Origin of the sequence: Pseudomonas sp. Irchel 3A7 (assembly GCF_900187565.1) — a bacterium.
Lineage (GTDB): Bacteria > Pseudomonadota > Gammaproteobacteria > Pseudomonadales > Pseudomonadaceae > Aquipseudomonas.
Map to the genome: position 1 here is coordinate 181,572 of NZ_FYED01000005.1, position 25,381 is coordinate 206,952.

Genomic DNA, 25,381 nt, shown 5'->3' on the forward strand with positions numbered 1-25,381 from the left:
ACCACTGATTCCCTGTGGGAGCGAGCCGGCTCCGGGCGGCGTTCCGACGAAGGCGTCCTTACATCCAGCAATGCCGGTGGCTGATACGCCGCTTTCGCGAGCAGGCTCGCTCCCACAAGGGCTCGGCGATGGCCACTTATCGCAGGTAGAAAAAAGCTCCCCACAGCGGGACTCGCCCCTACCCCTGCGCAATCAAGCCCAGCTTCTTCGCCGTGGCCACGGCTTGAGTCCGGCGCTCCACGCCAAGCTTGCTGTGAATGCGTCGCGCGTGGGTTTTCACCGTGTGCAATGAGATAAACAATTGCTCGGCGATCTGTTGATTGGAGTTGCCTTGGGCGATCAGGCTGAGCACCTCCAGCTCTCGCCCGCTCAACGGGTTGGCATCCAGGGTCGCCACCGGCTCGTCGTCCGCGCCCAGGCGACTGAGCAATGCCGGCTGACGCAACCGCAGTTCGCTCAAGGCCTGCTGCAAATGGCAGCGCCTGACCAATTCCAGCCCCGCCTGCAACGCCGATTTCGCCCTGTCAGGTTCGCCGATCAGGTCCGCCACTTCGCAGATTGCAAACAGCAATTCCGCTTCCAGCGCCAGCATCCCATGCTGTTGCGCGTGGTCGAGCAATGTCTTGAGCTGCTCCAGTGGTCGCGTGGCCCGGTGCAGATGGGTTTCGGCGAGTACCAGCAAATACTCGACCCGGGCAATCAGCCCCACAGTGGCCGGGGGGGCCTGTCGTGCATCGGCCCCACGGTAGTGGCGCGCCACGCGGGTCAAGGTTTCATGAGCCAATTGCGGTCGACCTTGCTGCAACCAGAAGTGACTGCTGATCTGCAACAAAACACCGCGATACACCGTGTCGGGAATCTGCCGCTGCTGCATCAAGCGCTCGGCCTCGCGCAAGCGGTCAAAGGCGTGGGCGTAATTCCGCTGATTGGCCGCCACCTGGGCCTGCCCGAGAAAGCCATACAACGCGCGCTTGTCCAGACTGTGCAGGCAGTCCTGAAGACCACTATTGAAGAACTCGGCGGCCATTTCGTCCTGCCCCTGGCAGAGCGCCAGACGCCCGCGACGCAAGGCGATTCGCCCCAGCAACGGCGTTGGACGGTCAGCCTGTCGACACAACATTTCATGTACATCGGTCAGCAGGCTCTCGGCGCGTCGGGGAGCGCCGCGCTGTTCCAGCAACTGCGCGTGATCGAGTTCGAGCAACCCCTCGAACAGCAACGAACCTTGCGCCCGCGCCAGGCACAGCGCCTCTCGGTTCAGGGCCTGCGCGGCATCGAGTTCGCCCTTGAGCAGCGCCTGTTGAGTCAACCCGGACAGGCACAACAAGCGGGCCGGCCAGGCGTCCGCTGCCAACTCGGCCAGCGCATCGACAAAGTGCCCGCGAGCCGCCGCCATACGCCCCTGCAAATGCAGCAACCAGCCTTGTTGCGCCTGCCAGCGTGCCAACAGTTGCCGTTGCAGGGCGGCCGTCGGTTGCGGGGCGAAGCGCGCCATTTGCTCGATGCACGGCGCCGCCTGGTCGAAGCGCCCGGCAAACAACAGTGCCGCCGTGATCAGACCGACCAATTGCGGCGACCCGAGGGTCAACTCCTGCCCCTGGCGCTCATGCAGATTCAGCAACAGGCGCACATTCTCGCTGCGGAACAAATGCTCGAAGCTGAAATGCTGCAACAAGCTGACCGCGGCTTCGAACTCCTCGGCCAACAACGCCTGCTCGAACGCCCCCTGCCAATCCTCCTCGGCGCAGAACCACTGGCATGCGCGCCGATGCCACGAGCGACCGGCCGAACCCTGCTCCTCACGCATGGCCCGGGCCAGTGGCACGAAGACGCGCAACCAGTCGGCGGAGTCTTCCCAAGGCTCGATGAAGCACCCCATGTCCTGCAAGGTCTGCAACCCCTTTGCGCCTTCACCCGCACCGAACAGATGCTCGCACAGTCCAGCATTGAATCGCGGCAAATGGGCCAGCACCTGCCAGGCCTCAACCAGCTCCGGAGGCAGCGTGTTGAACAGTTCGTGTTGCAAGTAATCGAGCAGCGTCGCCGAGCGTTCCTGCTTGTCCTGCCCGGCGGCCCACTGACAGCCGTCGAGCAGGGCAATGCGCACGCCGGCACACCAACCGCCGCTGCGCTGGATGATTCTTCTGGCAACGCTGCTCGCCCGTGACGGCTCTACGTGGACGAGCAACTGTTCGACGTCTTGCTCGGTAAACGCCAGTGCCTGCCCGTCGTACTCGTACAACTCATCATCGAGCAACAAGCGTGGCCAGTTGCAGGATGGCCGTCGACGCGAACCCAGCCACCAACTCAATGACGGGCTTCTCATGGCCAGTAAACGGTCAAGCAGGCGATCGAGCTCAGGATTGGGGGCGCGGCAATAATCATCGATAAACAGCCAGGTCGGCGTTTGCAACCGGGCCAGGTGCTCCAGCAATGCAATCTCATCCGACGCAGCCAGTCCCAGCGCATGCGCCAGCCGCTGCCGGAAATCGGCAACACTCAACGACTCGCCCGCCAACGGCAACCAATACACCCGACAATGTCCCGACGCCCGCAACAGGCATTCGGTAAGCAGCGCACTCTTGCCGCTGCCCGCCGGTGCACAGAGCAATTTCACCCGTGCCGTGGAGGCCAGCAATGGCTCGACCAAGCGTTCGCGGGACAGGTGATGGGAACACAAGCGAGGCAGAAGTCCAAGACGGTCCAGACACGTCGTCATGGCAGTCATAGTGGTGCGCCTTTTTATAGTTGTGGCGCCACCCTAGCCCCCTCCCGAGCGCTTGTTGAAGAAGTATTCAGCAGGTTGATTTGCAGCCATAAAAAAGGTGACCGCGAGGTCACCTTTTTGTGTAGGAGCCTGTAGGACGATTACCTCACACCCGTGCTCCGCAGGGCTGCCGGCGTGTAGTCCCCGGCTTTGGCCGCGATGTTGAATTCGAAGCTGCGCTTCTCTTCGTTTTTCATCCCCAGCGCGATGTAGCGACCGGCAATCAGGTCATACAGTGCCTCGACCGTATAGGCCGGCACCTGATGATCGTAGTAGAACTGCGCATGCCCTTCGGCCACACGCCAGAGCTGACCGCGACCGTCATAGTGGTCGGCCAGCGCCACCTGCCAGGTGTCTTCGTCGAGGTACATGTGACGCTTGGCGTACACATGCCGCTCGTTGGGCTTGACCGTCGCGACGACCTCCCAGACCCGGTGCAATTCATAGCGGGTCAGGTCCTGGTTGATATGGCCGGCCTTGATCACATCGGTGTATTTCAGGTTCGGCGAATCAAGTTTGTAGCTGTTGTACGGGATGTACATTTCTTTCTTGCCGATCAGCTTCCAGTCGTAACGGTCTGGCGCACCGGAAAACATGTCGAAGTTGTCGGTGGTGCGCAGGCCGTCGGACGAAGTGCCCACGCCGTCATAGGCCACTTGCGGTGCACGCCGTACACGCCGCTGGCCCGCGTTGTAGATCCAGGCCTTGCGCGGTTCCGTGACCTGGTCGAGGGTCTCGTGAACCAGCAGCACGTTGCCCGCCAGCCGCGCCGGTGCCGTCACCTCCTGTTTGAAATAGTTGAGTACGTTGTCATCGCTGCCCGGTTTCAGATCCCCCAGCAACGACGGCACGGCCACCTCGTCCTTGAAGCGGATGACGGTAAAATCGCCATTGGACTGTGGCGTTGCCTGGGTAATGGTGCGACGCAGATTGCCGCCGTGATAACGGGTGACGTGGTTCCAGATCACTTCAACGCCGTTCTTCGGAATCGGAAAGGCGTAGTAACGATTGCCGGTGAAGTTGGCCAGGCCGTTACCGTCGTTGGTCGGAATGACATTCAACGCGCTGCGCTTGGCCGACTCGTAGATTTCCGGCGGCAGCGCCGCGGTGCGGTGGCTCGGATAAACCGGAATCCTGTAAGTCTCGGGGTAGCGCTTGAACATCGCGATCTGCCCGTCCGAGAGCTTGTCCTTGTACTTGTCCACCGTTGCCGCCGTGATGATGAACAGTGGTTTTTCATTGGCGAACGGATCAGCCAGGAAGCCCTTGCTGTCCACCGCGCCGGCGTTTTTCGGAATACCACCGGTCCACGGCGGGATCGAGCCGTCGGCGTTGCCGGCCTTCTCGGCACCCAGCGGTGTGAGGCTGGTGCCCAGTTTGTTCGCTTCTTCCGGTGACACCGCTGCCATCACGTTGGCGGCCAGCAGACTCAGGGCCAGGACGGTGCCGAATTGCAGAATCATCTTGCGCATGGAAATCATCCTTCTCAGACAGATCAGAAGTTCACGCCAAAGCTCAATGCCACGAAGTCGCGGTCTTCGAGCACGTTGTAGTCACCACCGAAGAAGTCGGTGTAACTGAGGCTTGCGGTATAGGTGTTGCGGTAGTCCGCATCGACGCCGAGGCTGACGGCCTTGGCACCTTCGTTGAACAGCCCGTTGGGGCCGTACCCGGCGACGTCGTGGGACCACGACAGGTTGGGCCGGAAGTTGATCCCGGCGATTACGTTGTTGTAATCGAGGATCGCCCGGGCGCGATAACCCCACGAAGTCGAGGTCACGAAACCATCGGTATCGCCGCCGAAACCATACTGGCCGTACACCGAGTCGCGGCCATAACGCAGCTTGCTCCGGGCCTCCAGGCCACCGACATGCACCACCGCCGCTTCGCCTACCAGTGTCAGGCGATCCGCGCCCGCGATCTGATCGACAAAGTGCGTCAGGGTGCTCTGGATCTGCGTCACTTCCTTGCGCCGATAGCCTTTGTTGTCGGCGCCAGGGGTGGTGGCGATCGGTGAAGCGGCGCCGCCGGCAATCGGGTTGAGCATCGCCAGGGTCAGGTCGTTGGTGTTGACCTGCACCGGTGCGTTGGGGCGATAGCTGATCTCGCCGGTCCACGCCGTGCCGGTGGGCAAGGTGGTGGAGAAACTCGCGCCGTAGAGGCGAATGTCTTCCGGGTACTCGAGGTAGTACTGGCCGCGCCCGAGCATCACGCTTTGCGCCAGGCCAGAACCGCTGCCGGGCGCGATACGGTTGGCAGCCGCGACGATCCCGGGAATGCTCGCCAGCGTAGAGAAGCCTGCCGTGGTCGTGCCGACGTTCGGTGTGCGGCTGTGGTAGTTCATGAAGTACAGACCGTACTCGGTGTCATCCCCCAACCAGCGCAGCGCCGTACCCCATTGCCCCGAATCCCGGGCATCGCGGTCCTGACCGCGAGGAACGACCACCCCCTCCTTGGTGACCTCAAAGCCCTGGCCAAAGGCCGCGGCAATCGGCTGCAACGGCGCAATGGCCGGGCTGGCGACGGTGTAGCCCTTGTCGCACCCATCCGCCACCACATCGACGCCGAAGAAGGTGCCGCAGTTGTCGACGACAGTCTGGTCCCACTCCAGTTGATAGAAGCCTTCGACCGTCAGCTTGTCCGTCAGGCCCTGTGACGCGAACAGCATGTTGACCGGAATCAGACCTTCCTTGATCTCGGCACCGGGACGGCGAAACGCGGACACGTCGACCGGGTTGATGCTGTTGATCGAGTTGCCGATGAAGGTACTTTCGCCCCAACTGACCACCTGCTTGCCCGCACGCACCGTGCCCGGCAGTTCGCCGATGGAGTAGTTGTGATAGACGAACGCATCGAGGATTTGCCCACCGGAAGACTTGGCGCCCTCCTTGCGATTGTGATCACTGATCGGCTTGAACGGCCGGTCTTCGTCCTTCAGCTCGAAGTCGTACCAGTACTTGCCACGGACAAATACACCGGTGTCGCCATACTTCAGTTCGAGGTCGTGAATGCCCTTGAAAATCTTCGAGAAGGTTTCGCCCTTTCGAAAGTTCTGACGCCCGTCGTCACCGGTCGAAGCCTGCCCGCTGCCACCGTTGACGGTGCCCACCAACGCATCGTCGGCATCGCGCATGCCCCAACTTGCACCGACCGACAACGAAGAGTCGAACGTCCCCTCGATTTCCCCGATGTTGAAAGAAACAGCCTGCGCCTGGGCACAGCAACCCAAGGCAACCGCAGCGGCCAGCGCCTGCGGTGTGAAGATGGCGCGCATTGTTGTTTTTGTCATGCGTCTTCCCCGGTGAGTGACAGAAGGCCTCACCCTACTGCCGCCTGCCGGGGTCGATAAGCGCACCAAGGAGGTATTCGTGGTGTACCTCCAAAGGATGACTGGCTGCATGGGACGCGGTATTGCGCGGAGCATGGATCGGCTGGATGGGACGCCATCAGCCACATGCATACGCCAGGGGATATCGATGCCGGGTAGAACACTCAACTGTTGCGCGCCCCGTAACAGTGCATGTCCGGAATCGCTATTTTTCCTTTGTCGGCAAAGACTTATTCTGATCAGGCTTTCACGGTAAACAGCCTGAAAACGCGAAGCAAAAGCGTGTAATTCGTCTACGCTATTGCGACAGATCTCAGATGACTTGAAGGTTTCGAGTCATCACCCCGTGTACACCGACGTTGATTTGTAGCTCCTGGATCCAACGTCTTGCTTTGGCCGCTGCGTTTGCAGCGGCCTTTTTTATGGGCGGGGGTTTTGTGGCGCCAGCCTGCTTCACCTGATGTTTAAAAAAGGTCCTACAAGACACTTCCTGTAACTGCATAAGAAATATCTTTTTACGCAGAAGATTATTTCGCCTGAATTTCCGTTTTATCGACATGACTCTCAACCCCCTATGTAAATGCCCACGCACTTCTCAGACTCATTACTTTTAATTTCGCTGTAACTTTGAATGGCACAACGAAACAGTTGGTTGCGCAAGCACACCAACAAAGGCCACATATCAAACAGTGTGCAAATTCACAAGGATATGAATATGCAAAAACCACCTGGACCACCGCGTCCAAACACATCAAAGCCTGGTTTTCTCGAAATTGATGAGCCCGTTCACACAGTCGGCATTGCACCCGACCACATGGTTCTCCCACCTCACGGGCGAAACGACCTCACGGGAGGGCCATTCGGCTACGGTGCCGGGGGGACCTACGGTCAAAATTTGTTAACCGTCCAACGCACAACCAAGGTATTGGAACAAGAACTTCAGATCCGATCCAACGAACTACCGAACACCATCGAAGCCGAACTGGCAGCGGTTAGATCTGAAGGTCCTGTCGATCCAGTTACGCCAGTACAGTCAATCGCCCGTGAGTTGGGAGTTTTAAATACGCTCTGGCAACGAAAAGCAGCCGAACACCATAGTAAAACAGCGACCGCCAATGCGTTTTATGGAGGAGATCCTTTTAACCGGCACATCAATGAATTCATGAAAAAAGCCACGACAATGGAAAAGTGGCCGGGACCGAACGGCATTGCCATGCAGGCTTTGAATCAATCACTCAGAGCGGCTGTCGACGTCAGATTACTCTCGCAAACCCTCCATTCGCTTAATCAGCGATCTCTTGATCTGCAGCAGACCCTTAGTGTCTTACAGGCGGCTGAACAAGCGCGATTGGCAGCGGAGCAGGAAGCACAACGTGTCGCCGCCGAACAGACCCGAATTGCGTCTGAGGCAGCCGCACAGTACATCGCTGCTGAACGAGCTCGCCTCGAAGCCGAGGCAGAGGTTCAACGACAAGCCGAGCAACTGCGCCGCGAAAACCAACGGCAAGCGGAGGAACAAGCGGCCCGCGAGACGATGGAGTCGCTGAACGCCGCCAAAGGCATTCGCCCCTTTTCCGTATCGGGCGCGGCGGCGGCAAATGGTCCGGTGTTCACCGTTGCAGCTGGAGCGCTGGCAGTCGATGCAGCGACAACCCTTGCGATCAGGACGGCCCTGCAATCGGCAGCCGCCGCAGCAACCACAGCGTTGGCAACCACTGTTGGGACAGCGTCAGGCGTGGTGATCGTTGTTGGTGTTGCAGCGCTGGTTTACTACGCGCTACGGGAGAACAAAGAACCGTACGCCTTGAGCGTCCCGCTCTCGGACCTCGCGACGTATGACGCCAATGAACTCCATGCTATCGCCCAGGCCAACGGGGAAATCGAACTGCCGGTCGCGATCGGCTCCCGGACTGTGGGTAACACCACAGAGTTTTCCGTAGCTGCCACGAACAGCACCATGCTACCTCGCAAAGTACCGGTGCGTTTGGCCACCTACGATCCAGTTCTGAACGTCTACAGAACCGAGAGTCCGCACGCCCAATCCCCTGGCATGACATGGACGCCAATTGTCAGGCCTGGCAATGCGTCCACGGCTCTTCCGGTAACCGAACCGGACATTGTCCCTTACACCGGCGCTACCGCAACCGCTCTCGAAGGAAGGATCGATCCCAACCCGGAGCTGGATCTCTATAGCTTTGAGGATGTCATCTACATATTCCCGTCTGAGTCGGGTATACCACCTCAGTATGTAGTTTTCAGGGATCGGCGGAGCGAACCTGGTGTATCTAGCGGTACAGGACAATTAATATCCGGAAATTGGCTGGAGACTGCCTCAATGCCCAAAGGTGCACCGATTCCCGCGCACATTGCGGATAAACTCCGAGGACGGAAATTTTCGACATTTAAAAATTTCCGCAATGAATTTTGGAAGGCTGTGAGTAACGATGAGTTATTGAATGCCCAGTTTACAAAACTAAGGCAAATGGACATGAAGCAGGGCCTCGCTCCAACTGCCTTTCCTCAAGATCAAGTGGGCAGGAGAATAAAGTATGAAATCCACCATATCATCCCAATCGGGGAAGGTGGCGAAGTTTACGACATGGACAACCTTCAAATTATGACACCTAAATCGCACATTCAAACTCACGCAAAGACAAGAGGAGTAAAAGAATGAATTTTAAGAGCAAACTTGAAGAATACACAGAAGAAGAATACATGATTCTAATCGAGCGTTTGTTCGAAGGAAATTACTCTTCTGAAGAAGAACACGATGCAATTGTTGAAAACATTGTTACCACTTCAGAGCATCCCGATGGCACAGGCGTTTTGTATGACCCTAGAGAGGGCATTGAGGACAGCCCGACAGGTGTGATAAACGCAATAAAGCAGTGGCGACTAGACAACGGAAAAACTGGCTTCAAAGCCGAATAATAGAAGCAAAAAAAACGGGAGCAAGCATTCACGCTTGTTCCCCGTCTTACGGGACGATAAAGAACCGTTCGCCCTGAGCGTCCCGCTGTCGGACCTCGATACCGATGAACTGCCAACCATTGCCGAAACCAATGGGAAAATCGATCTTCCGGTCGCGGTCGGCTTCCGAGCTATTGATAACTCCATAGAACTTGCCGTCGATGCCACAAACGGCACCCCTGTGTCCGGTAAAGAAACGGCAATCAATGCGATGAATGCACAAGATCAACGAGAATACGAGAAAGAACTCAAGGAGCGCGGACAAATGAACGCTGTTGAGCAAATAGTAAAAAACGAATCTACAGAAGAGGTTGTTTCAGTTTTCGCGCTATTTAGATCCGCCATGCAGGTGGAGCGCATGTACGGACGCTTCCGACCGGAAATGTCACACGGCGAATTAGTAAGAGTTTACAACTTACTTTTCCAGGATGGCATATTAGCAAGTGACGAAAATGGGAAAACGGTCAAAGGCCCCAACTGGATAGCCCCCGACTTCTTTAAAGAGAAGCGATACGTTTAGTGTACTTTTAATCACCAAGCTGCCTTTTACAGCGGCTTGGTGTCATCGCCCGTTAAATCGAATACTTCTGCAAATTCCCCATCATTTCCTTCAGCGCCTCAATGTTGTCCTTCGGATGCGCCGCGCCCTCGAAATCACAGATCTGCTGCCAATGCGCGGCCACATCTTCCGGGGAGAAGCCAACCCGTGGGTCGAAGCCGGCGCCGAGGCTGCGTTCCCAGCGGACCTTGCCCATCCAGCCGCCGCCGACTTCGAACAGGCCGGAGGTTTCCTGGCAGTTTTCGCTGGCCAGGTACACCACCAGCGGGCTGACCAGTTCCGGTTTGAGTTGTTCGAACACTTGCGGCGGGATCAGGCCTTCGGTCATGCGGGTGCCGCCGGTGGGGGCGATGGCGTTGACCAGGATGTTGTTCTTGCGGCCTTCGATGGCCAGGGTACGGGTCAGGCCGTAGAGGCCGAGTTTGGCCATGCCGTAGTTGGACTGGCCGAAGTTGCCGTAGATGCCCGACGTGGACGCGGTGAAGATCACCCGGCCGTAGCTTTGCTCGCGCATGTGTGGCCAGGCGGCGCGGGTGACTTTGTAGGCGCCTTCGACGTGAACGCGGTAAACAAGGTCCCAGTCGGCATCGTCCATTTTGTGGAAGGTCTTGTCGCGCAGGATCCCGGCGTTGTTGACCACGACATCGACGCGACCGAAAGCGTCGAGGGCATGCTGGACAAGCTTGTCGCCGTCGGTGACCGAGTCGTGGTTGGCCACGGCGGTGCCGCCGGCTTCGCGGATTTCCGCGACCACGCGATCTGCCGCCGAAGCGTTGGCACCTTCGCCTTGCGTTGAGCCGCCCAAGTCGTTGACCAGCACTTTGGCGCCCTGTTTGGCGAACAACAGCGCATGCGCCCGTCCCAGGCCGCCACCTGCACCGGTGATGATCACGACTTTATCTTCGAAGCGCACAGACTCATTCATGGGGAACTCCAGCAGGCCAGGGACATTGACTGGGAGTTTCAGGCACGGCGCTGCGGGTCACAATGAACAGGGGGGAGGCTGAATGGTGTGCGATAAGGCTGGGGGATGATTGAAGGCACAACGGGTGAACACAAAACCTGCGGCGAGGGAGCTTGCTCCCGTCCGGCTGCGCAGCAGTCGCAAGATCCATGAACCGCTTTTTTGGCTGATACACCTCAGTTTTAGGGCCGCTTCGCGCCCCAGCGGGAGCAAGCTCCCTCACCACAGTGGTTCAGTGACAGGCAAGAATCAGGAACAGGCCATCTTGAGCGGCGATATCAGTTGGTCGCGAAACGCCAGGTAGTGTTTAAGCACCTGACACGGCGCTTCAATCTGCGGGTAATGCCCGATGTCGCTCAACAACACCGCATCGGCGTCGGGGATCAGCTCCCGGTAACGCGCGACCATGTGCGCGCCGGAGATCGGGTCGACCTCGCCATCGATCACCCGCAGCGGCACTTCGCCGCGCTGCATCGCGCCGACCCAGCGCTCGCGCTGTACGCGTCGCTCGGGAATGTAGGCGATCAATTTATGCATGATGCGCGGGCCGTGATTGTTTTCGATCAGGCTCCAGAAATCATCCATCTCGCTTTCGCTGGGACGGGTGTGTGGACCGAAGATCTTGCGAAAACTCTTCACCAGCCCATCACGACTGAACGCGCGGCCGATCATCCAGCCCAGGGGACTGAGCAGCAGTTTTTGCATCAGGACCGGACGATGGGTTTCCGGAAACAACCCGCCATTGAGGAACACACAGCTTGCGATATTGATCAGCGACTCGTAATGCCGGGCGAGCAGCTCCTGGGCCACGCTGTCGCCGTAGTCATGGGCCAGCAAGTGCACCGGTTGCCCGATATTCAGATGATCCAGCAGCGCCTGTTGCAGATCGGCCTGTTCCAGCAGGCTGTATTCGTGGTTCACCGGTTTGGCCGAGTCGCCGAAACCGAGCATGTCGCAGGCGATCACACGATAGCGCTGGGTCAGCGGCTGCCACAGGTAGTGCCAGTCCCAACTGGCGCTCGGGAAGCCATGAATGAGCAGCAGCGGTTCACCCTGCCCGGCCGTCCAGTAACGGATGGTCTGGCCACGGAACACAAATGACTGGCCGCGCTTGCGCCAGATACACAGCGGGATCTCGGCGAGGGCCATTAGAGTTTATAACCCGGGTCTTGTTTATCGAGTTTGCGCAGCAGCGCTGGCCAGGCCAGCGCGCCACCCATGCCTTGAGCACTTTTGGTAACGCCGGCGATCATCGCCTTGGCGCCCGCCAGAATCTGCGGTTCGATGGCGATCAGCTCCGCGCCGCCGGTCTGCGCCATGACCTGGATATCGCAGGCGCGCTGGAAGGTGAACATCATCAGGAAGGTGTCGGCGATGCTGCTGCCGCAGGTCAGCAGGCCATGGTTATGCAGCATCAGGAAATTGTTTTCGCCAAGGTCGGCTTGCAGGCGAGCCTTTTCCTCGTGGTTAAGCGCAACACCTTCGTAAGCGTGATACGCCAGACTCGAAAGGACGAACAGCGACTGCTGGCTGATCGGCAACACACCCTGTTTCTGCGCTGACACCGCAACACCGGACGCCGTGTGGGTGTGCAGTACGCAGACGACATCGTGACGGACTTCATGCACCGCACTGTGGATGGTGTACCCGGCCGGGTTGATCTCGTAGGGGCTGTCCATCAGTTTGTTGCCGGCCTGATCAACCTTGACCAGGCTCGACGCGGTGATTTCATGAAACATCAGCCCGAACGGGTTGATGAGAAAATCTTCAGTGCCCGGAACCTTGGCGGAAATGTGGGTGAAAATCAGATCGTCCCAGCCATGCTGGGCCACCAGGCGATAACAGGCCGCGAGGTCGACACGGGTCTGCCATTCGGCCGGGCTGACCAGGTCTTTGACACTCTGGTGCGATTGGAGGGGGGTTACGCTCACGGTCAGGAACCTCGGTTTTTATTATGGAGTGTTTCCAATGACTACCGAGTCTAGTCAGCGCTTGGGGTTCGTGTAGTTGCGTTGGCAGCCAGCTTGATGGCCGTACGAGTCAGCAGGTCAGGAAGTTTGGATCCATGTCAAATGGCCGTCGCCAGAGAAGGTGCGGGGCGTGCTTTGCGCAGCCCCGTCAGAACCATGACGAACCCCTGGCAGGAACGTCAGGCGGAGTCGATCAGCCGCGCAGAGCGCCCACCAATTCCGCCAGCCAGGGCTCGGCGTCCGCTTCCGGGGTCACGCTTTCACTGGCGTCCAGGCGCAGCATCGGCAGGACTTCACGGATGCCCAGTTCACCGAACAACTCTCGCATCAACTCGCCACCGCCGCAGAACGTATCGCCATAACTCGCATCGCCCAGACCGATCACCGCCCCCGGTAAACCACGCCATGCCGCAGGCAGCTGGTCACGAATGGCGAAATACAGTGGCTGCAGGTTATCCGGCAACTCGCCCATGCCGGTGGTCGAGGTCACGGCCAGGAAGGCTTCGGGGCCAAAGGCCTGGACATCGGCCAGGCTTGCACGCGGGTTGTGCCAGGTTTCGAAACCGGCGGCTTTCAAAATGCCGGCGGCATGCCGGGCGACTTCTTCAGCCGTGCCGTACACCGAGCCGGAAATGATGGCGACTTTCATCAATCTGATCCTGAAGCTGAGTAAAAGACCGGGATATTAACAGCACGGCCTGGATTGTTCTTTTAGAATGCTTAAGAGGTGTTCTCAATTGAGAACGCTCCCTGAAAACCAACAAGGAAGGGTTTGACTGATGATCAACGCAAAACTGCTGCAACTGGCGATCAACGCCTCCAACGACGGTATCGTGATTGCCGAAAAGGAAGGCGATCAGGACAAGATCCTGATTTACGTCAACCCGGCGTTCGAACGCCTGACCGGTTATAGCAGCGAAGAAATCCTCTACCAGGATTGCCGTTTCCTGCAATCCGGCGACCGTGATCAGGATGCGCTACCGAAGATTCGTGACGCGTTGAACAGCGAGGGATCGTGTCGGGAAATCCTGCGCAACTATCGCAAGGACGGCACACCGTTCTGGAATGAGCTGTCCGTTTCGACGGTGAAAAACCCGAACGACGGACAGGTTTATTTCATCGGCGTACAGAAAGACGTGACCGTACAGGTCAAGGCACAGCAGCGGGTGGCGCAGCTTGAAGCGCAATTGGCTGAAGTCCAGGCCGAGCTTGCCGCACTCAAGGCGACGAACGGCACAAACAAATCAGCGAATTAGTTGTCATTTACTACAATCACCAATGACTTTGTAAATATTTCTTTCGAGCTAGCCATGCAACGCGACGCGCTCCTGACCCAGGACGAGCTGGATTTCATCCAGACAATGCAACATAACCCGCAACTCAATGTGCGGGACGCGACGTCGAGCCTGCTCGTCAACGGTGGTTCGCAAATCCGTGACTTGCTCACGCGCCTTGCCGCCCATGAGCAAGTCACTATTCACGCCAATTTCGAAAACCAGCAAATGACCTTTCCACTGCATCTGGTGGAAGACGAATTTCATGCGCTGCATCTGCGTCTGGGTGTGCCGAGTATCTACGAGGACGGGCCACTGGTCCGGCCATGGCGATTGGTACTGGAAGAACCGGTGGCGCTGGAAAACGCCAAGGGTCAGCCTGGCACGATGTGGGTGCACGAAGTGTCGTTCAAAGGGATTTTGCTGGAGGTTCGCAACAAGACCAAGGCACCGAAGCATTTCGCCTTGTGGTTCAGCCCGTCAGGTTACGAGCGGATCGCCTTGCGCGGCACGCTTGAGAAGGAAACCGAGAACGGCTTCTATGCCTACCAGTTGAGCCAGGATGACACGGATGAAACCGAACGCCTGCGCCAATACATCCTGCAACAGCATCGCTTGACCCATCCCGCCCTGCATCTCTGAGTTCAAGTATCCAGGTTACCCGCCAGAAACTGTTTCAGTCGCTGGCGCATCACCAGGCCTTCGTTCCCCAGGCAACCGATCGACGACCCGGCCAGACTTTCCTGAGCCAGATCGGACGCATCACCGGCCAGCAGCACCGGACAATCCAGACTCATCGCCAGGCGATTCAAGCGTCGAGGCAAATCGGGAGTCGGTACGTGATTGGAAAACAGCACCAGTGCCTGGGGTTTGATCCTTTCGCAGATCAGCGTTAACTCGTCGAATGGCTGACCGATGGTCAACACGCGCACACCGGTTTGCCCGCTGCTCAGGAACAGTGCGGCAATCAGTAACTCCAGTTCCCGGCACTGGCCGGCCAGGGCGCTGACGATGACTCGCCGGGGTTGCTTGTCACGGATCAACAGCAAGCGCTGCAAAACCCGTGACCGCAAAAAACCGTCCAGGAACAGCCACTCGCTGGTCCGACCGAACGAGTCCTGGCGTTGCAACAATTGCTTCCAGAGCGGGACCAGGATGTCCTGAAACACCACCGGCTGGGAGTAAGTGGAAAAAATCTGCCCGTAGACCTGCTCCAGCTGAACGTCGTCGAAAGCACTCACCGCAGCCTGGACCTGCTGCTGCCATTGCGCGTAATCGGCTTGTACGAGGTCGTTGGGGATGATGTGCGACAACGCCTCGAACGGCGCCGCCTTGGCCAGGATCTTGCCGATCTTGCTGACCGCGACGCCACGCTCGATCCAGTCGAGAATGCTACGCACGCGCTCTATATCGGCCATGGAGTAGAGGCGATGCCCGCTTTCGGTGCGAGTGGGCACGATCAGGCCGTAACGCCGCTCCCAGGCACGAAGCGTAACCGGGTTGATTCCAGTCAACCGCGCCACCTCGCGAATGGGGAAGAGTTCTTCCCGCTCAAGAGAGAGCGTAGGCAACTCACCGGGAGCAACGTCAGTCAGGACAGGCATCAGCGGTTTTACGTCCGTGTTTTTGTTTGGATCCCATTGTACCCCCGCCGCCCCGTCATGGTTCAAGACATTGATTGTTACGATGGCCACAGACGTCGCCAATAGAATCAGGAATAATCCTTGCTTGTCCCAAGACGCAGCCCACCACCCCGGCGCTGCGCCTGGCGATACTCCTACCCGGAGCGACGCATTCGTTTACGGAGATACATGATGTCTACCTCCCCCGTCACGCTGATGGTTGCGCGCCGTGTCGCCGATGGGCGTTATCAGGACCTGATCGCCTGGTTGCGCGAAGGCGAACGACTGGCCACCGACTTCCCCGGTTATCTCGGCTCCGGCGTACTCGCTCCGCCACCCGACGATGACGAATTCCAGATCATCTTCCGCTTCGCCGACGAGCAGACCCTGCACACTTGGGAGCATTCCGCCTCGCGCACCGCGTGGCTGGCACGCGGCAGGGACTTGTTCGCCCACCCGACGGAACATCGGGTCAGTGGCATCGAAGGCTGGTTCGGCGCTGCCGGCCAACGCCCGCCCCGCTGGAAACAAGCGGTGGCGATCTGGCTGGCGTTCTTTCCGGTATCACTGCTGTTCAACTTTGTGCTGGGGCCGTTGCTCAGCGAAATGGGCCTGCTGAGCCGGGTATTCATCAGCACCCTGTGCCTGACGCCGTTGATGGTCTACTTCTTTATTCCGCTATCGACCCGTGTGCTGGCAGGCTGGCTGCACAAAAATGCGCCGACACCTTCCTTGACTGCTGAAACGGTGAGCGATCACTGACGGCACCGTCGTTCTCGCCTGATAGCAAAGGATCGCTACGGGCGGGAGATGCTCCCCGCGAGCGGGAAAACTTCAGTTATGCTGCACGAACTTAGCCCGTGCATAGACCTACTGAAGCTGATCGCAGAGTTATGAATAGTCCAATCCTTGTCACCGGTACCAGCAAGCGCGTCGGTCTCCAACTTGCCACTACACTGGCCGAGAGTGGCCACACTGTCATCTGCGTCAGTCGCTCCACCAGCCTGGCGACACCCCATCCGAACATGTTGCCATTCCAGGCAAACCTTGAACTGCAGAGCGATCGCGAGGCGCTGATCGCCTATATCAAGACTAACTTCGACAGTTTACGTGCAGTGATCCACAACGCCTCACTGTGGCTCGACGATGGCCTGGAGAACCTGAACACCATGTTCAAACTCCATGTCGAAGCGCCCTACCATTTGAACCTTGAACTGGGAGAGCATCTGCAGCGACTGGAACGATCCGACATCATCCATATCTGCGACGAGACGTCTTCGAGGGGCAGCAAGAACCATATTGGCTATGCCGCCACCAAATCCGCACTGCAGAACATGGTGCTGTCCTTTGCTGAGAAATACGCCCCCGGCATCAGAGTGAACGCCATCCTTCCCGGCTTGCTCATGCTCAAGGACGACAGCACGCCGGAATACTCCCAGCGAACCCTGAAGAAAGCCCTTCTCGAATTCGAACCCGGCGCACAACCCTTGATCGACGCCGTCATGTTCTTGCTCAACACCAACTACAGCACTGGAAGCAGCGTCGTCATCAATGGCGGGCGTCACATCAAGAAAGGGATCGTGAATGATTGACTCGAAAAAACTGATCTATCTTCCACGAAAAATAAAGTGGTCTCTGATCACGGCATTGTCGATCCTGCTGGTGGCAGCACTTTATGTATCTCTTGCCTTTGTAGGCGTTCCCGATCATAGCGACTGGATCCTGCTGTCCCTGTCAGTGGCACATACGGCCGGCACAGGGCTGGTCATTGCACTGATACTGGTCTTTGGCGAGCGTGAAGCCAACCTGGATTACCTGACCACCAAGACACAACACGTATTGTTGAGAAATATGCCGGCGACCCTGGGGCATATCGAGGACTCACACGGACAGAAACTGACCGTAACAGTCTCCGCAATCAACAATATCTTTGGGGCCAACTACACGCTCAAAAACGAAAACATCCAGACTAAAATGTGGATTGGCTTCAACGTCGAACGCATCATCGTGGCCTACTACCTGAAAACCACCGAATCGGTAGACACCATCAAGGACATTTTCCAGTACACCTTTGGTGGCGCCGAATCGGTGGGTTACAAAATCAACTATGAGCCCGCCACCATCAAAAAAACCGGAGAAAAGATTCTATCCATCTGGTGCATATGGCCCGGCGAGCAAGAAGGGAATAATCTTTCCACCGACCTGCTGAACAACCCGGACAAAAAGTTGTTCATCATTCAAGACATCGCAATGATGACGCAGTCGTTCATCCGGACTGCCGAACGCAACTCGGTGAACATCTTCACCGACGCCGACCCCGCGCCTTTGTAACTTTCCTTACAACGACTTTGCCTCATAGCGTGCAAGAGACCTCACATGAACGATCAACAACGCCTGGAACTTGAAGCCGCCGCTTTTCGCCGGCTGGTGGCCCATCTGGACAGCCGCAAGGATGTGCAGAACATCGACCTGATGAACCTTTCGGGTTTCTGCCGCAACTGCCTGTCCAAGTGGTACAAGGCGGCCGCCGACGAACGCCAGATCGAGGTCAGCCTCGACGAAGCCCGCGAAGTGGTTTACGGCATGCCGTACGCCGAGTGGAAAGCCCAATATCAGCAAGAAGCCAGCGCCGACCAGCAAGCGGCGTTCGCCAAAGGAAAAACCCATGAATGATTTGAACACCCTGCGCACCAGCCTCAACAGCGGCGAACACGCCTTCGCCGATACCCTGGCATTCATTGCCGCCGGTTACGACTACCAGCCCCAGGCTTTCAACAATGGCGGCGTGGAAAACGCTGCAGGGCAGAACGAAGGTTCGTGCAAGACCCTGGGCCTGGCGCTGCTCGAAGGCCTGAGCGATGACGAAGCCCTGCTGGCGTTCGGTGAGCATTACCGCTCGGTGCTGGCGACGCCTGAAGGCAGCGATCACGGTAATATCCGTGCGCTGATGGCCCACGGTCTGGCCGGTGTGAAATTCTCGCAGCAACCCCTGACTCGCCGCTGAATCAAACCCGGCTTTGAACCTGAACTGGACCCTGTGGGAGCGAGCCTGCTCGCGATGGACGCAAGAACACCGCGGGGTTCCAGGTAGCCAGCGTTATCGTTGACGACCATCGCGAGCAGGCTCGCTTCCACAGGGTAGAGATGCAGGTTTTAACCACATATCCCGACTTTTAAGATTGACCCGGCGACTTTATTTCGTTTGCCCGGTACCCGCGCTCACGGCTTAGATAAAAAGAAGTCCTCCCACTTCCGAGCCGGTCATCCATGAGCAGCGAAACCATCAGTCAGTCGATCAACATCGTTCACCCCGTCACGCTCAGCCACGGCAAAAACGCCGAGGTCTGGGACACTGATGGCAAACGCTACATCGACTTTGTCGGCGGCATCGGGGTGCTGAACCTGGGCCATTGTCATCCGCGCATCGTCGAGGCGATTCGCGAGCAAGCGACCCGCCTGACTCATTACGCGTTCAATGCCGCGCCCCATACGCCCTACATCGAACTCATGGATCGCCTGGCAGCGTTCATACCGGTGACCTACCCGGTCAGCGGCATGCTCACCAACAGCGGTGCCGAAGCGGCCGAGAATGCGCTGAAGATCGTCCGAGGCGCTACCGGCCGCACGGCGGTCATTGCCTTCGATGGCGCCTTCCACGGTCGCACCCTGGCCACCCTCAATCTCAACGGCAAAGTCGCGCCCTACAAGCAGAAAGTCGGTGTGTTGCCAGGACCGGTGTATCACCTGCCCTTTCCCAGCCAGGACAACGGCGTGACCTGCACCGAAGCCCTCAAGGCCATGGAGCGCCTGTTCAGCGTCGAAATCGATATCGATGACGTGGCCTGCGTCATTGTCGAACCGGTGCAGGGTGAGGCGGGTTTCCTGGCCATGGACGTAGTGTTCGCCCAGGCGCTGCGGCGTTTGTGCGACGAGAAAGGCATTGTGCTGATCGCCGATGAAATCCAGTCCGGTTTCGGCCGTACCGGCCAGCGCTTCGCGTTCTCGCGACTGGGCATCGAACCGGACTTGATCCTGCTGGGTAAAAGCATCGCCGGCGGCGTGCCGCTGGGTGCCGTGGTCGGGCGCAAGTCGCTGCTCGACAACTTGCCCAAGGGTGGTCTGGGCGGCACCTATTCCGGCAACCCCATCGCCTGTGCCGCCGCGCTGGCGACCCTGGACGAAATGACCGATGCCCATCTGCAAGCCTGGGGTACGCAGCAGGAAGAAGCGATAGTCAGCCGCTACCAATCCTGGCGTGATCGCAACCTGTCACCCTACCTCGGGCGCCTGACCGGCGTTGGCGCGATGCGCGGGATTGAGCTGGCAAAGGCCGATGGAACACCGGCTTCGGCGCAGTTGACGCAACTGCTGGCGCTGGCGCGAGAAGCCGGGTTACTGCTGATGCCCAGCGGCAAATCGCGGCACATCATTCGGTTGCTGGCACCGCTGACGACCGAGGCGACTGTGCTGGAAGAAGGCCTCGACATTCTTGAGGCGTGCCTGGCGAAATTGACCTGAACTAAAAGTCCACACAGTCCCTGTGGGAGCGAGCCTGCTCGCGAAGAGGGAGTGTCAGGCGACATCAATGTTGACTGTCAGTCCGTCTTCGCGAGCAGGCTCGCTCCCACAGGGTTGATTACATTTCTTGTGAGCACAAAAAAACCGGCCGAAGCCGGTTTTTTGTTTCTACAGAATCAGAATCAAGCGTTCTGCAGATTGTCGAGATAACGCTCGGCATCCAGGGCCGCCATGCAACCGGCGCCGGCCGAGGTGATGGCTTGACGGTAGACGTGGTCAGCCACGTCACCCGCCGCGAAGATACCTTCGAGGTTGGTGGCCGTCGCGTTGCCGTCACGGCCGCCGTGGACAACCAGGTAGCCGTCTTTCAAGGTCAACTGGCCTTCGAACAACGAAGTGTTCGGGGTATGGCCGATGGCGATGAACACGCCGTCGACTTTCACTTCGTCGAAGCTGCCGTCATTGTTCTTCAGACGGGCACCGGTCACACCCATGTTGTCGCCCAGGACTTCGTCCAGGGTGGCGTTCAGCTTCAGGATGATCTTGCCTTCGGCAACCCGTGCATTGAGCTTGTCGATCAGGATCTTCTCGGCGCGGAAGGTTTCACGACGGTGAATCAGGGTCACGGTGCTGGCGATGTTGGCCAGGTACAGGGCTTCTTCAACAGCGGTGTTGCCGCCGCCGACCACAGCCACGGGCTTGTTGCGATAGAAGAAACCGTCGCAGGTGGCGCAGGCAGAAACGCCTTTGCCCATGAACGCTTCTTCCGACGGCAGGCCCAGGTAACGAGCGCTGGCGCCGGTGGCGATGATCAGAGCGTCGCAGGTGTAGGTCGCGCTGTCGCCGATCAGGGTGTACGGCTTGGCAGCGAAGTCCACGGCATTGATGTGATCGAAGACGATCTCGGTTTCAAAGCGCTCGGCGTGCTCTTTCATGCGCTCCATCAACGCCGGGCCGGTCAGGCCGTGGACGTCGCCCGGCCAGTTGTCGACTTCGGTGGTGGTGGTCAGTTGACCGCCGGCTTGCATGCCGGTGATCAGCAGTGGCTTGAGGTTGGCACGGGCGGCATAGACCGCGGCGCTGTAACCGGCAGGGCCGGAACCGAGAATAATCACTCGCGAATGACGGACTTCAGACATGACCTGCTCCTGTTGACCGGCCCGGAACACCTGGCGCGGAACGCCGGGTTGCCGGCGGGAATAAAAAAGGACCATTGAAAGCACTTGGGGAAGGCTTGAACTCGACAGTCCTGTAAAAAGATTGGGTGCAGCGTATCGAGGGGGCGAAGATTAAGGAAATACGGTTTAACAATCCAGCTCATAGGTGGTCTCTATCCCGTCAGCGTGACGAACAGGACGCCTTTGTTACAGTTAATGTCGATGCCGCTGCCGCGCTTTCGCCCGTCAGGTAAAGCCGGTAAGGTCGGCGCGTTTTCCCTCTGCTCGGAGCACGTTATGCCCGCCCCCGTTCTGTCCGGCCCGCAATACCTGCGTGAGGGCCTGAAACTGGTTCTCAGCCCCAGCCTGCGCCTTTTTGTATTGCTTCCACTGATGATCAACCTGGTGCTGTTCGTCGGATTGATCTATCTGGCCGGCCATCAGTTCAGCCTGTGGGTCGATACGCTGATGCCGTCGCTGCCCGATTGGCTGAGTTTCCTCAGTTATGTGCTGTGGCCGCTGTTTGTGGTGCTGGTGGTGTTGATGGTGTTTTTCACGTTCACCATGCTCGCCAACATCATCGCCGCGCCGTTCAACGGCTTTCTGGCGGAAAAGGTCGAGGTGGTGGTGCGTGGCACCGACGACTTCCCGGCCTTCAGCTGGGGCGAACTGGTCGCCATGATTCCGCGAACCCTGGCCCGGGAAATGCGCAAGCTCGGTTATTTCCTGCCCCGTGCGATCGGTTTGTTCATCCTTTCCTTCATCCCGGTGCTGAACATCATCGCCGCGCCACTCTGGCTGCTGTTCGGGGTGTGGATGATGGCAATCCAGTACATCGACTACCCGGCGGACAACCACAAGCTGGGCTGGAACGAGATGCTCGCCTGGTTGCGGCAGAAACGCTGGCAGAGCATGAGTTTTGGCGGGATGGTGTACCTGATGTTGATGATCCCGGTGGTCAACATCCTGATGATGCCCGCGGCGGTGGCCGGGGCGACGTTGTTCTGGGTGCGCGAGCGTGGGGCCGAGAACCTGGTGAGCCAGCGCTGAGCCGTTCATAAATCCATCATCTGACCGTCACAACGACGACATGGCCCCAGCTGACACTGGGGCCATGACGACAGCTCTGCATATCACCCTGATCACCGAAACCTTCCCTCCCGAAATCAATGGCGTGGCCAATACCCTTGGTCGCTTGTGCGACGGTTTGCGCGCGCGCGGGCATCAGGTGGAATTGGTGCGACCGCGCCAGAGCTGCGATCAGTCGGCGGCCAGCGACGATGAATTGTTGCTGTGCCGTGGCTGGCCGCTGCCGGGTTATCCCGGCCTGCAATGGGGGCAGTCGTCCATGCACAAGCTGCTCAGGCGTTGGAAGCGCCATCGCCCGGATGTCCTGTACATCGCCACCGAGGGGCCGCTCGGGTTGTCGGCATTACGCGCGGCACGTCGGCTGGGAATTTCGGTGGTCAGCGGCTTTCACACCAACTTCCAGCAGTATTCCAGCCAGTATGGGCTCGGTTTGCTGACGCGCCTGCTGACCCACTACCTGCGCTGGTTCCACAATCGCTCGACCCTGACACTGGTGCCCAGTGTCAGCCAGCGGATGGAGCTGGAGCGGCGGCAATTCGAGCGTCTGGCGCTGCTGTCCCGAGGCGTCGACAGCCAATTGTTTCATCCGGCTAAACGCTTGAATGCGCTGCGCGAACAATGGGGGCTGGGCGAGAACGACATTGCAGTCATCCATGTAGGGCGTTTGGCACAGGAGAAAAACCTGGGCTTGCTCAAGCGCTGTTTCGACACGCTGAAGGCGACTTATCCACAGCGCACTCTGAAGCTGATCGTGGTGGGCGACGGTCCGCAACGCCTGCTCATGGAAAACGAAATGCCCGACGCGATTTTCTGTGGCACCCAGCGAGGTGAAGCGTTGGCCAGTCATTATGCGTCGGGAGATGTATTTCTGTTTCCGAGCCTGACTGAAACCTTTGGCAATGTGGTGCTCGAGGCGCTGGCTTCCGGGCTGGGAGTGGTGGCTTACGATCAGGCTGCAGCGGCGCAGCATATTCGCCATGGCTACAACGGTGTGCTGGCGATGCCGGGGGATGAAGAAGCCTTCTGTGATGCGGCGGCATGGATGCTGGAAAAGCGCGAGACCTTGCGCTGCATGAGGCTCAATGCGCGTCAGCATGCCAGTCGCCAGGGTTGGGCGGCGATTATCGAGCAGTTCGAGGGGCAGTTGCGGGGGGCTTGTGTTGGGGAGTTGGCGATCCCGAATGCACCGACTGTCCCCTGACATCTTCGGTGATGTTGAGTCAGTCTTCGCGGGCAAGCCCGCTCCCACAGTGGTTATGCGTTGTACACAAAACCTGTGGGAGCGGGCTTGCCCGCGATGGGGAGCGCCTGGCCGCTGATTAAACCAGCGTCATCAACGCCTCACGGCTGAACGGCAGGATGTCGTCCTCACGGCCGTCGCGCACTTTCTGCGCCCAGTCCGGGTCCACCAGAAGCGCACGACCGACAGCCACCAGGTCGAACTCATCGTTGTTCAAACGCTCCAGCAGTTTTTCCAGGCTGGCCGGTTGGGCGACCTTGTCGGTGTTGACCATGAACTGCAGGAACTCGCCGTCCAGGCCGACACTGCCGACGGTGATGGTTGGCTTGCCGGTGAGCTTGCGGGTCCAGCCGGCCAGGTTCAGTTCGGAACCGTCGAATTCCGGCTCCCAGAAGCGGCGTGTCGAGCAGTGGAAAATATCCACGCCGGCGTCGGACAACGGCTGGAGAAACTCGCCCAACGCTTGCGGTGTTTGCACTAGGCGCGCGGTGTAATCCTGCTGTTTCCACTGGGAGAAACGGAAGATGATCGGGAAGCCTTCGCCGACGGCCGCACGCACGGCTTGAATCAACTCGATGGCGAAACGCGAACGGTTGGCCAGGCTGCCACCGTATTCATCGGTGCGCTGATTGCTGCCTTCCCAGAAGAACTGGTCGATCAGATAGCCGTGGGCGCCGTGGATTTCCACACCATCCATGCCGATGCTCCGGGCATCCTTGGCTGCCTGGGCGAACGCTGCGATCACGTCTTGAATATCCTGTTTGGTCATGCCGTGAACCACGACCTGACCGTCCTTCACTTTTTCCGACGGTCCGTAGCCCGGTACGCTGGCGTCCGGCTCGGTGCCGATACGGCGCACACTGCCCACATGCCACAGTTGCGGAACGATCTTGCCGCCTTCAGCGTGTACCGCGTCGACGACTTTTTTCCAGCCGGCCAGCGCCGCGTCACCGTAGAACTGCGGAACGTTCGGGTAGCCATTGGAAGCCTTGTGACCGACGGTGGTGCCTTCGGTGATGATCAGACCAACGCCGGCCGCGGCGCGACGACGGTAGTACTCGATCACTTTGGAATTGGGTACGCCACCCGGCGAAAACGAGCGGGTCATCGGTGCCATGACGACACGGGTCGGCAGTTCGAGGGTGCCGAGGTGGAACGGTTTGAACAGGGCTTTGACGGGCATGGGGACGCTCCACGGGAATAGACTTTATGACGGCGATAATATGGAGGTTCGCACGCGCTGAACAGCACTATTGATTTGGGTGATTAAGGTTTAAAAGGCGGGTGACTGTAGGAGCGAGCTTGCTCGCGATGGTCGTCAACGATAACGCTGGAGGTCAGATGCCCCGTAGCGTTCTTGCGTTCATCGCGAGCGAGCTCGCTCCTATACAGGGGGATGTCAGCTCAGGGCTTTTTCAATCGCCTGAACGACGCTTGGATCGTCCGGCGCGGTACGTGGCGAGAAGCGCGCCAGCACACGGCCGTCCTTGCCCAGCAGGAACTTTTCGAAGTTCCAGGTAATGTCACCGGGGAATTCGGCACCCTCGCCCGCCAGCAGCTTGTACAGCTGATGACGATCGTGACCGTTGACGTCCAGCTTGCTGGACAGCGGGAAGGTCACGCCATAGTTGAGGCTGCAAAATGCCTGGATCTCTTGTTCGGAACCCGGTTCCTGCCCGGCAAACTGATTGCACGGCAGGCCCAATACACTGAAACCCTTGCCCTTGTATTGCTGGTAGAGGTTTTCCAGCGCCGCGTACTGCGGGGTCAAGCCGCATTTTGAGGCAACGTTGACCACCAGCACGACGTGCCCCTTGAAAGGTGCCAGAGGTAGCACCTGACCGTCCAGGGCTGTCAAATTAAGGTCGTGAAAAGCACTCATGACGTACTCCAGATTCCCGTGTTCTTCTCGAAACAGCCACT

General features: G+C 58.7%; 24 protein-coding genes. 13 read left to right on the forward strand and 11 right to left on the reverse strand.

What is annotated here, in order from left to right; genetic code table 11:
• Positions 1-178: 178 nt before the first annotated feature.
• The 3 genes from CKW21_RS10265 to CKW21_RS10275 all read right to left on the reverse strand — a co-directional run bounded on the left by CKW21_RS10265 (position 179) and on the right by CKW21_RS10275 (position 6,056).
• Positions 179-2,728 (reverse strand): LuxR C-terminal-related transcriptional regulator, encoded by a 2,550-nt coding sequence (locus CKW21_RS10265; protein ID WP_095193860.1) that lies wholly within the window; start codon positions 2,726-2,728, stop codon positions 179-181.
• A 140-nt stretch (positions 2,729-2,868) separates the two neighbouring features.
• Positions 2,869-4,239, reverse strand: coding sequence for a DUF1329 domain-containing protein (locus CKW21_RS10270; protein ID WP_095193861.1), 1,371 nt, complete (start codon positions 4,237-4,239; stop codon positions 2,869-2,871).
• A 23-nt stretch (positions 4,240-4,262) separates the two neighbouring features.
• Positions 4,263-6,056, reverse strand: a complete 1,794-nt coding sequence (locus tag CKW21_RS10275) for a DUF1302 domain-containing protein (protein WP_095193862.1) — start codon at positions 6,054-6,056, stop codon at positions 4,263-4,265.
• A 754-nt stretch (positions 6,057-6,810) separates the two neighbouring features.
• Between CKW21_RS10275 and CKW21_RS10285 the strand changes: the two genes are divergently transcribed.
• From CKW21_RS10285 to CKW21_RS31750, 3 genes are read left to right on the forward strand one after another with little or no spacing between them, the layout of a single operon-like run.
• Positions 6,811-8,769, forward strand: a complete 1,959-nt coding sequence (locus CKW21_RS10285; protein WP_095193864.1) for an S-type pyocin domain-containing protein — start codon at positions 6,811-6,813, stop codon at positions 8,767-8,769.
• Positions 8,766-9,026: a bacteriocin immunity protein gene (locus CKW21_RS10290; protein ID WP_095193865.1), complete on the forward strand. Its 261-nt coding sequence runs from the start codon at positions 8,766-8,768 to the stop codon at positions 9,024-9,026. Before CKW21_RS10285 ends, CKW21_RS10290 begins: the two co-directional genes overlap by 4 nt.
• 34 nt (positions 9,027-9,060) lie before the next feature.
• Complete coding sequence (locus CKW21_RS31750; RefSeq protein WP_256590185.1) at positions 9,061-9,585, forward strand: hypothetical protein; 525 nt, start codon at positions 9,061-9,063, stop codon at positions 9,583-9,585.
• A gap of 52 nt (positions 9,586-9,637) precedes the next feature.
• Here the strand turns inward: CKW21_RS31750 and CKW21_RS10300 are convergent, their stop codons facing one another.
• From CKW21_RS10300 to CKW21_RS10315, 4 genes are all read right to left on the reverse strand, one after another.
• Positions 9,638-10,549 (reverse strand): SDR family oxidoreductase, encoded by a 912-nt coding sequence (locus CKW21_RS10300; protein WP_095193866.1) that lies wholly within the window; start codon positions 10,547-10,549, stop codon positions 9,638-9,640.
• A 288-nt stretch (positions 10,550-10,837) separates the two neighbouring features.
• The gene (locus tag CKW21_RS10305) at positions 10,838-11,737 is read right to left on the reverse strand and encodes an alpha/beta fold hydrolase (RefSeq protein WP_095193867.1); all 900 of its coding nucleotides are present in this window, start codon (positions 11,735-11,737) and stop codon (positions 10,838-10,840) included.
• Positions 11,737-12,519: a class II aldolase/adducin family protein gene (locus CKW21_RS10310; RefSeq protein WP_095193868.1), complete on the reverse strand. Its 783-nt coding sequence runs from the start codon at positions 12,517-12,519 to the stop codon at positions 11,737-11,739. Before CKW21_RS10310 ends, CKW21_RS10305 begins: the two co-directional genes overlap by 1 nt.
• 232 nt (positions 12,520-12,751) lie before the next feature.
• Positions 12,752-13,207, reverse strand: coding sequence for a flavodoxin (locus CKW21_RS10315; protein WP_095193869.1), 456 nt, complete (start codon positions 13,205-13,207; stop codon positions 12,752-12,754).
• Positions 13,208-13,337: 130 nt separating this feature from the next.
• Between CKW21_RS10315 and CKW21_RS10320 the strand changes: the two genes are divergently transcribed.
• Positions 13,338-13,814 carry a PAS domain-containing protein gene (locus CKW21_RS10320; RefSeq protein ID WP_095193870.1) on the forward strand — a complete coding sequence of 159 codons (477 nt, stop codon included), beginning with the start codon at positions 13,338-13,340 and terminating at the stop codon, positions 13,812-13,814.
• Positions 13,815-13,868: 54 nt separating this feature from the next.
• Entirely contained in the window at positions 13,869-14,474 is a 606-nt protein-coding gene (locus CKW21_RS10325; protein WP_095193871.1) for a hypothetical protein, read from the forward strand.
• 2 nt (positions 14,475-14,476) lie between these two features.
• On the opposite strand, the gene CKW21_RS10330 is transcribed toward CKW21_RS10325, so the two are convergent.
• Positions 14,477-15,436, reverse strand: coding sequence for a MerR family transcriptional regulator (locus tag CKW21_RS10330; RefSeq protein ID WP_095194068.1), 960 nt, complete (start codon positions 15,434-15,436; stop codon positions 14,477-14,479).
• Between the two features lie 210 nt (positions 15,437-15,646).
• On the opposite strand from CKW21_RS10330, the gene CKW21_RS10335 reads away from it, so the two are divergent.
• The 6 genes from CKW21_RS10335 (at position 15,647) to CKW21_RS10365 (ending at position 19,972) form a co-directional block, all read left to right on the forward strand.
• Complete coding sequence (locus CKW21_RS10335) at positions 15,647-16,216, forward strand: antibiotic biosynthesis monooxygenase (protein ID WP_095193872.1); 570 nt, start codon at positions 15,647-15,649, stop codon at positions 16,214-16,216.
• A 131-nt stretch (positions 16,217-16,347) separates the two neighbouring features.
• Entirely contained in the window at positions 16,348-17,046 is a 699-nt protein-coding gene (gene folM, locus CKW21_RS10340) for a dihydromonapterin reductase (RefSeq protein ID WP_095193873.1), read from the forward strand.
• On the forward strand, positions 17,039-17,785 hold the full coding sequence (locus CKW21_RS10345) for a hypothetical protein (protein WP_095193874.1): 747 nt from the start codon (positions 17,039-17,041) through the stop codon (positions 17,783-17,785). The genes folM and CKW21_RS10345 overlap by 8 nt, the downstream gene beginning before the upstream one ends.
• 45 nt (positions 17,786-17,830) lie before the next feature.
• The gene (locus tag CKW21_RS10350) at positions 17,831-18,127 is read left to right on the forward strand and encodes a DUF1244 domain-containing protein (RefSeq protein ID WP_095193875.1); all 297 of its coding nucleotides are present in this window, start codon (positions 17,831-17,833) and stop codon (positions 18,125-18,127) included.
• Complete coding sequence (locus tag CKW21_RS10355) at positions 18,120-18,458, forward strand: HopJ type III effector protein (RefSeq protein ID WP_095193876.1); 339 nt, start codon at positions 18,120-18,122, stop codon at positions 18,456-18,458. The genes CKW21_RS10350 and CKW21_RS10355 overlap by 8 nt, the downstream gene beginning before the upstream one ends.
• Before the next feature lie 263 nt (positions 18,459-18,721).
• On the forward strand, positions 18,722-19,972 hold the full coding sequence (locus tag CKW21_RS10365) for an aspartate aminotransferase family protein (protein ID WP_095193878.1): 1,251 nt from the start codon (positions 18,722-18,724) through the stop codon (positions 19,970-19,972).
• Positions 19,973-20,154: 182 nt separating this feature from the next.
• Here CKW21_RS10365 and trxB read toward each other — a convergent pair whose 3' ends face one another.
• Positions 20,155-21,111 (reverse strand): thioredoxin-disulfide reductase, encoded by a 957-nt coding sequence (trxB, locus tag CKW21_RS10370; RefSeq protein ID WP_095193879.1) that lies wholly within the window; start codon positions 21,109-21,111, stop codon positions 20,155-20,157.
• A 315-nt stretch (positions 21,112-21,426) separates the two neighbouring features.
• Here trxB and cysZ point away from each other — a divergent pair, with 315 nt between their 5' ends.
• Positions 21,427-22,179 carry a sulfate transporter CysZ gene (gene cysZ / locus CKW21_RS10380; RefSeq protein ID WP_095193881.1) on the forward strand — a complete coding sequence of 251 codons (753 nt, stop codon included), beginning with the start codon at positions 21,427-21,429 and terminating at the stop codon, positions 22,177-22,179.
• A gap of 40 nt (positions 22,180-22,219) precedes the next feature.
• Complete coding sequence (locus CKW21_RS10385) at positions 22,220-23,419, forward strand: glycosyltransferase family 1 protein (protein ID WP_095193882.1); 1,200 nt, start codon at positions 22,220-22,222, stop codon at positions 23,417-23,419.
• A gap of 118 nt (positions 23,420-23,537) precedes the next feature.
• On the opposite strand, the gene CKW21_RS10390 is transcribed toward CKW21_RS10385, so the two are convergent.
• Entirely contained in the window at positions 23,538-24,641 is a 1,104-nt protein-coding gene (locus CKW21_RS10390) for an NADH:flavin oxidoreductase (RefSeq protein WP_095193883.1), read from the reverse strand.
• A 216-nt stretch (positions 24,642-24,857) separates the two neighbouring features.
• Positions 24,858-25,340: a glutathione peroxidase gene (locus CKW21_RS10395; RefSeq protein WP_095193884.1), complete on the reverse strand. Its 483-nt coding sequence runs from the start codon at positions 25,338-25,340 to the stop codon at positions 24,858-24,860.
• Positions 25,341-25,381 lie beyond the last annotated feature (41 nt).

Bases quoted from the DNA above. Each gene is read 5' to 3' on its own strand.
- CKW21_RS10265 (WP_095193860.1), bottom strand. From the start codon at position 2,728: ATGACTGCCATGACGACGTGTCTGGACCGTCTTGGACTTCTGCCTCGC.
- CKW21_RS10270 (WP_095193861.1), bottom strand. From the start codon at position 4,239: ATGCGCAAGATGATTCTGCAATTCGGCACCGTCCTGGCCCTGAGTCTG.
- CKW21_RS10275 (WP_095193862.1), bottom strand. From the start codon at position 6,056: ATGACAAAAACAACAATGCGCGCCATCTTCACACCGCAGGCGCTGGCC.
- CKW21_RS10285 (WP_095193864.1), top strand. From the start codon at position 6,811: ATGCAAAAACCACCTGGACCACCGCGTCCAAACACATCAAAGCCTGGT.
- CKW21_RS10290 (WP_095193865.1), top strand. From the start codon at position 8,766: ATGAATTTTAAGAGCAAACTTGAAGAATACACAGAAGAAGAATACATG.
- CKW21_RS10300 (WP_095193866.1), bottom strand. From the start codon at position 10,549: ATGAATGAGTCTGTGCGCTTCGAAGATAAAGTCGTGATCATCACCGGT.
- CKW21_RS10305 (WP_095193867.1), bottom strand. From the start codon at position 11,737: ATGGCCCTCGCCGAGATCCCGCTGTGTATCTGGCGCAAGCGCGGCCAG.
- CKW21_RS10315 (WP_095193869.1), bottom strand. From the start codon at position 13,207: ATGAAAGTCGCCATCATTTCCGGCTCGGTGTACGGCACGGCTGAAGAA.
- CKW21_RS10320 (WP_095193870.1), top strand. From the start codon at position 13,338: ATGATCAACGCAAAACTGCTGCAACTGGCGATCAACGCCTCCAACGAC.
- CKW21_RS10325 (WP_095193871.1), top strand. From the start codon at position 13,869: ATGCAACGCGACGCGCTCCTGACCCAGGACGAGCTGGATTTCATCCAG.
- CKW21_RS10330 (WP_095194068.1), bottom strand. From the start codon at position 15,436: ATGCCTGTCCTGACTGACGTTGCTCCCGGTGAGTTGCCTACGCTCTCT.
- CKW21_RS10335 (WP_095193872.1), top strand. From the start codon at position 15,647: ATGTCTACCTCCCCCGTCACGCTGATGGTTGCGCGCCGTGTCGCCGAT.
- folM (WP_095193873.1), top strand. From the start codon at position 16,348: ATGAATAGTCCAATCCTTGTCACCGGTACCAGCAAGCGCGTCGGTCTC.
- CKW21_RS10345 (WP_095193874.1), top strand. From the start codon at position 17,039: ATGATTGACTCGAAAAAACTGATCTATCTTCCACGAAAAATAAAGTGG.
- CKW21_RS10350 (WP_095193875.1), top strand. From the start codon at position 17,831: ATGAACGATCAACAACGCCTGGAACTTGAAGCCGCCGCTTTTCGCCGG.
- CKW21_RS10355 (WP_095193876.1), top strand. From the start codon at position 18,120: ATGAATGATTTGAACACCCTGCGCACCAGCCTCAACAGCGGCGAACAC.
- CKW21_RS10365 (WP_095193878.1), top strand. From the start codon at position 18,722: ATGAGCAGCGAAACCATCAGTCAGTCGATCAACATCGTTCACCCCGTC.
- trxB (WP_095193879.1), bottom strand. From the start codon at position 21,111: ATGTCTGAAGTCCGTCATTCGCGAGTGATTATTCTCGGTTCCGGCCCT.
- cysZ (WP_095193881.1), top strand. From the start codon at position 21,427: ATGCCCGCCCCCGTTCTGTCCGGCCCGCAATACCTGCGTGAGGGCCTG.
- CKW21_RS10385 (WP_095193882.1), top strand. From the start codon at position 22,220: ATGGCCCCAGCTGACACTGGGGCCATGACGACAGCTCTGCATATCACC.
- CKW21_RS10390 (WP_095193883.1), bottom strand. From the start codon at position 24,641: ATGCCCGTCAAAGCCCTGTTCAAACCGTTCCACCTCGGCACCCTCGAA.
- CKW21_RS10395 (WP_095193884.1), bottom strand. From the start codon at position 25,340: ATGAGTGCTTTTCACGACCTTAATTTGACAGCCCTGGACGGTCAGGTG.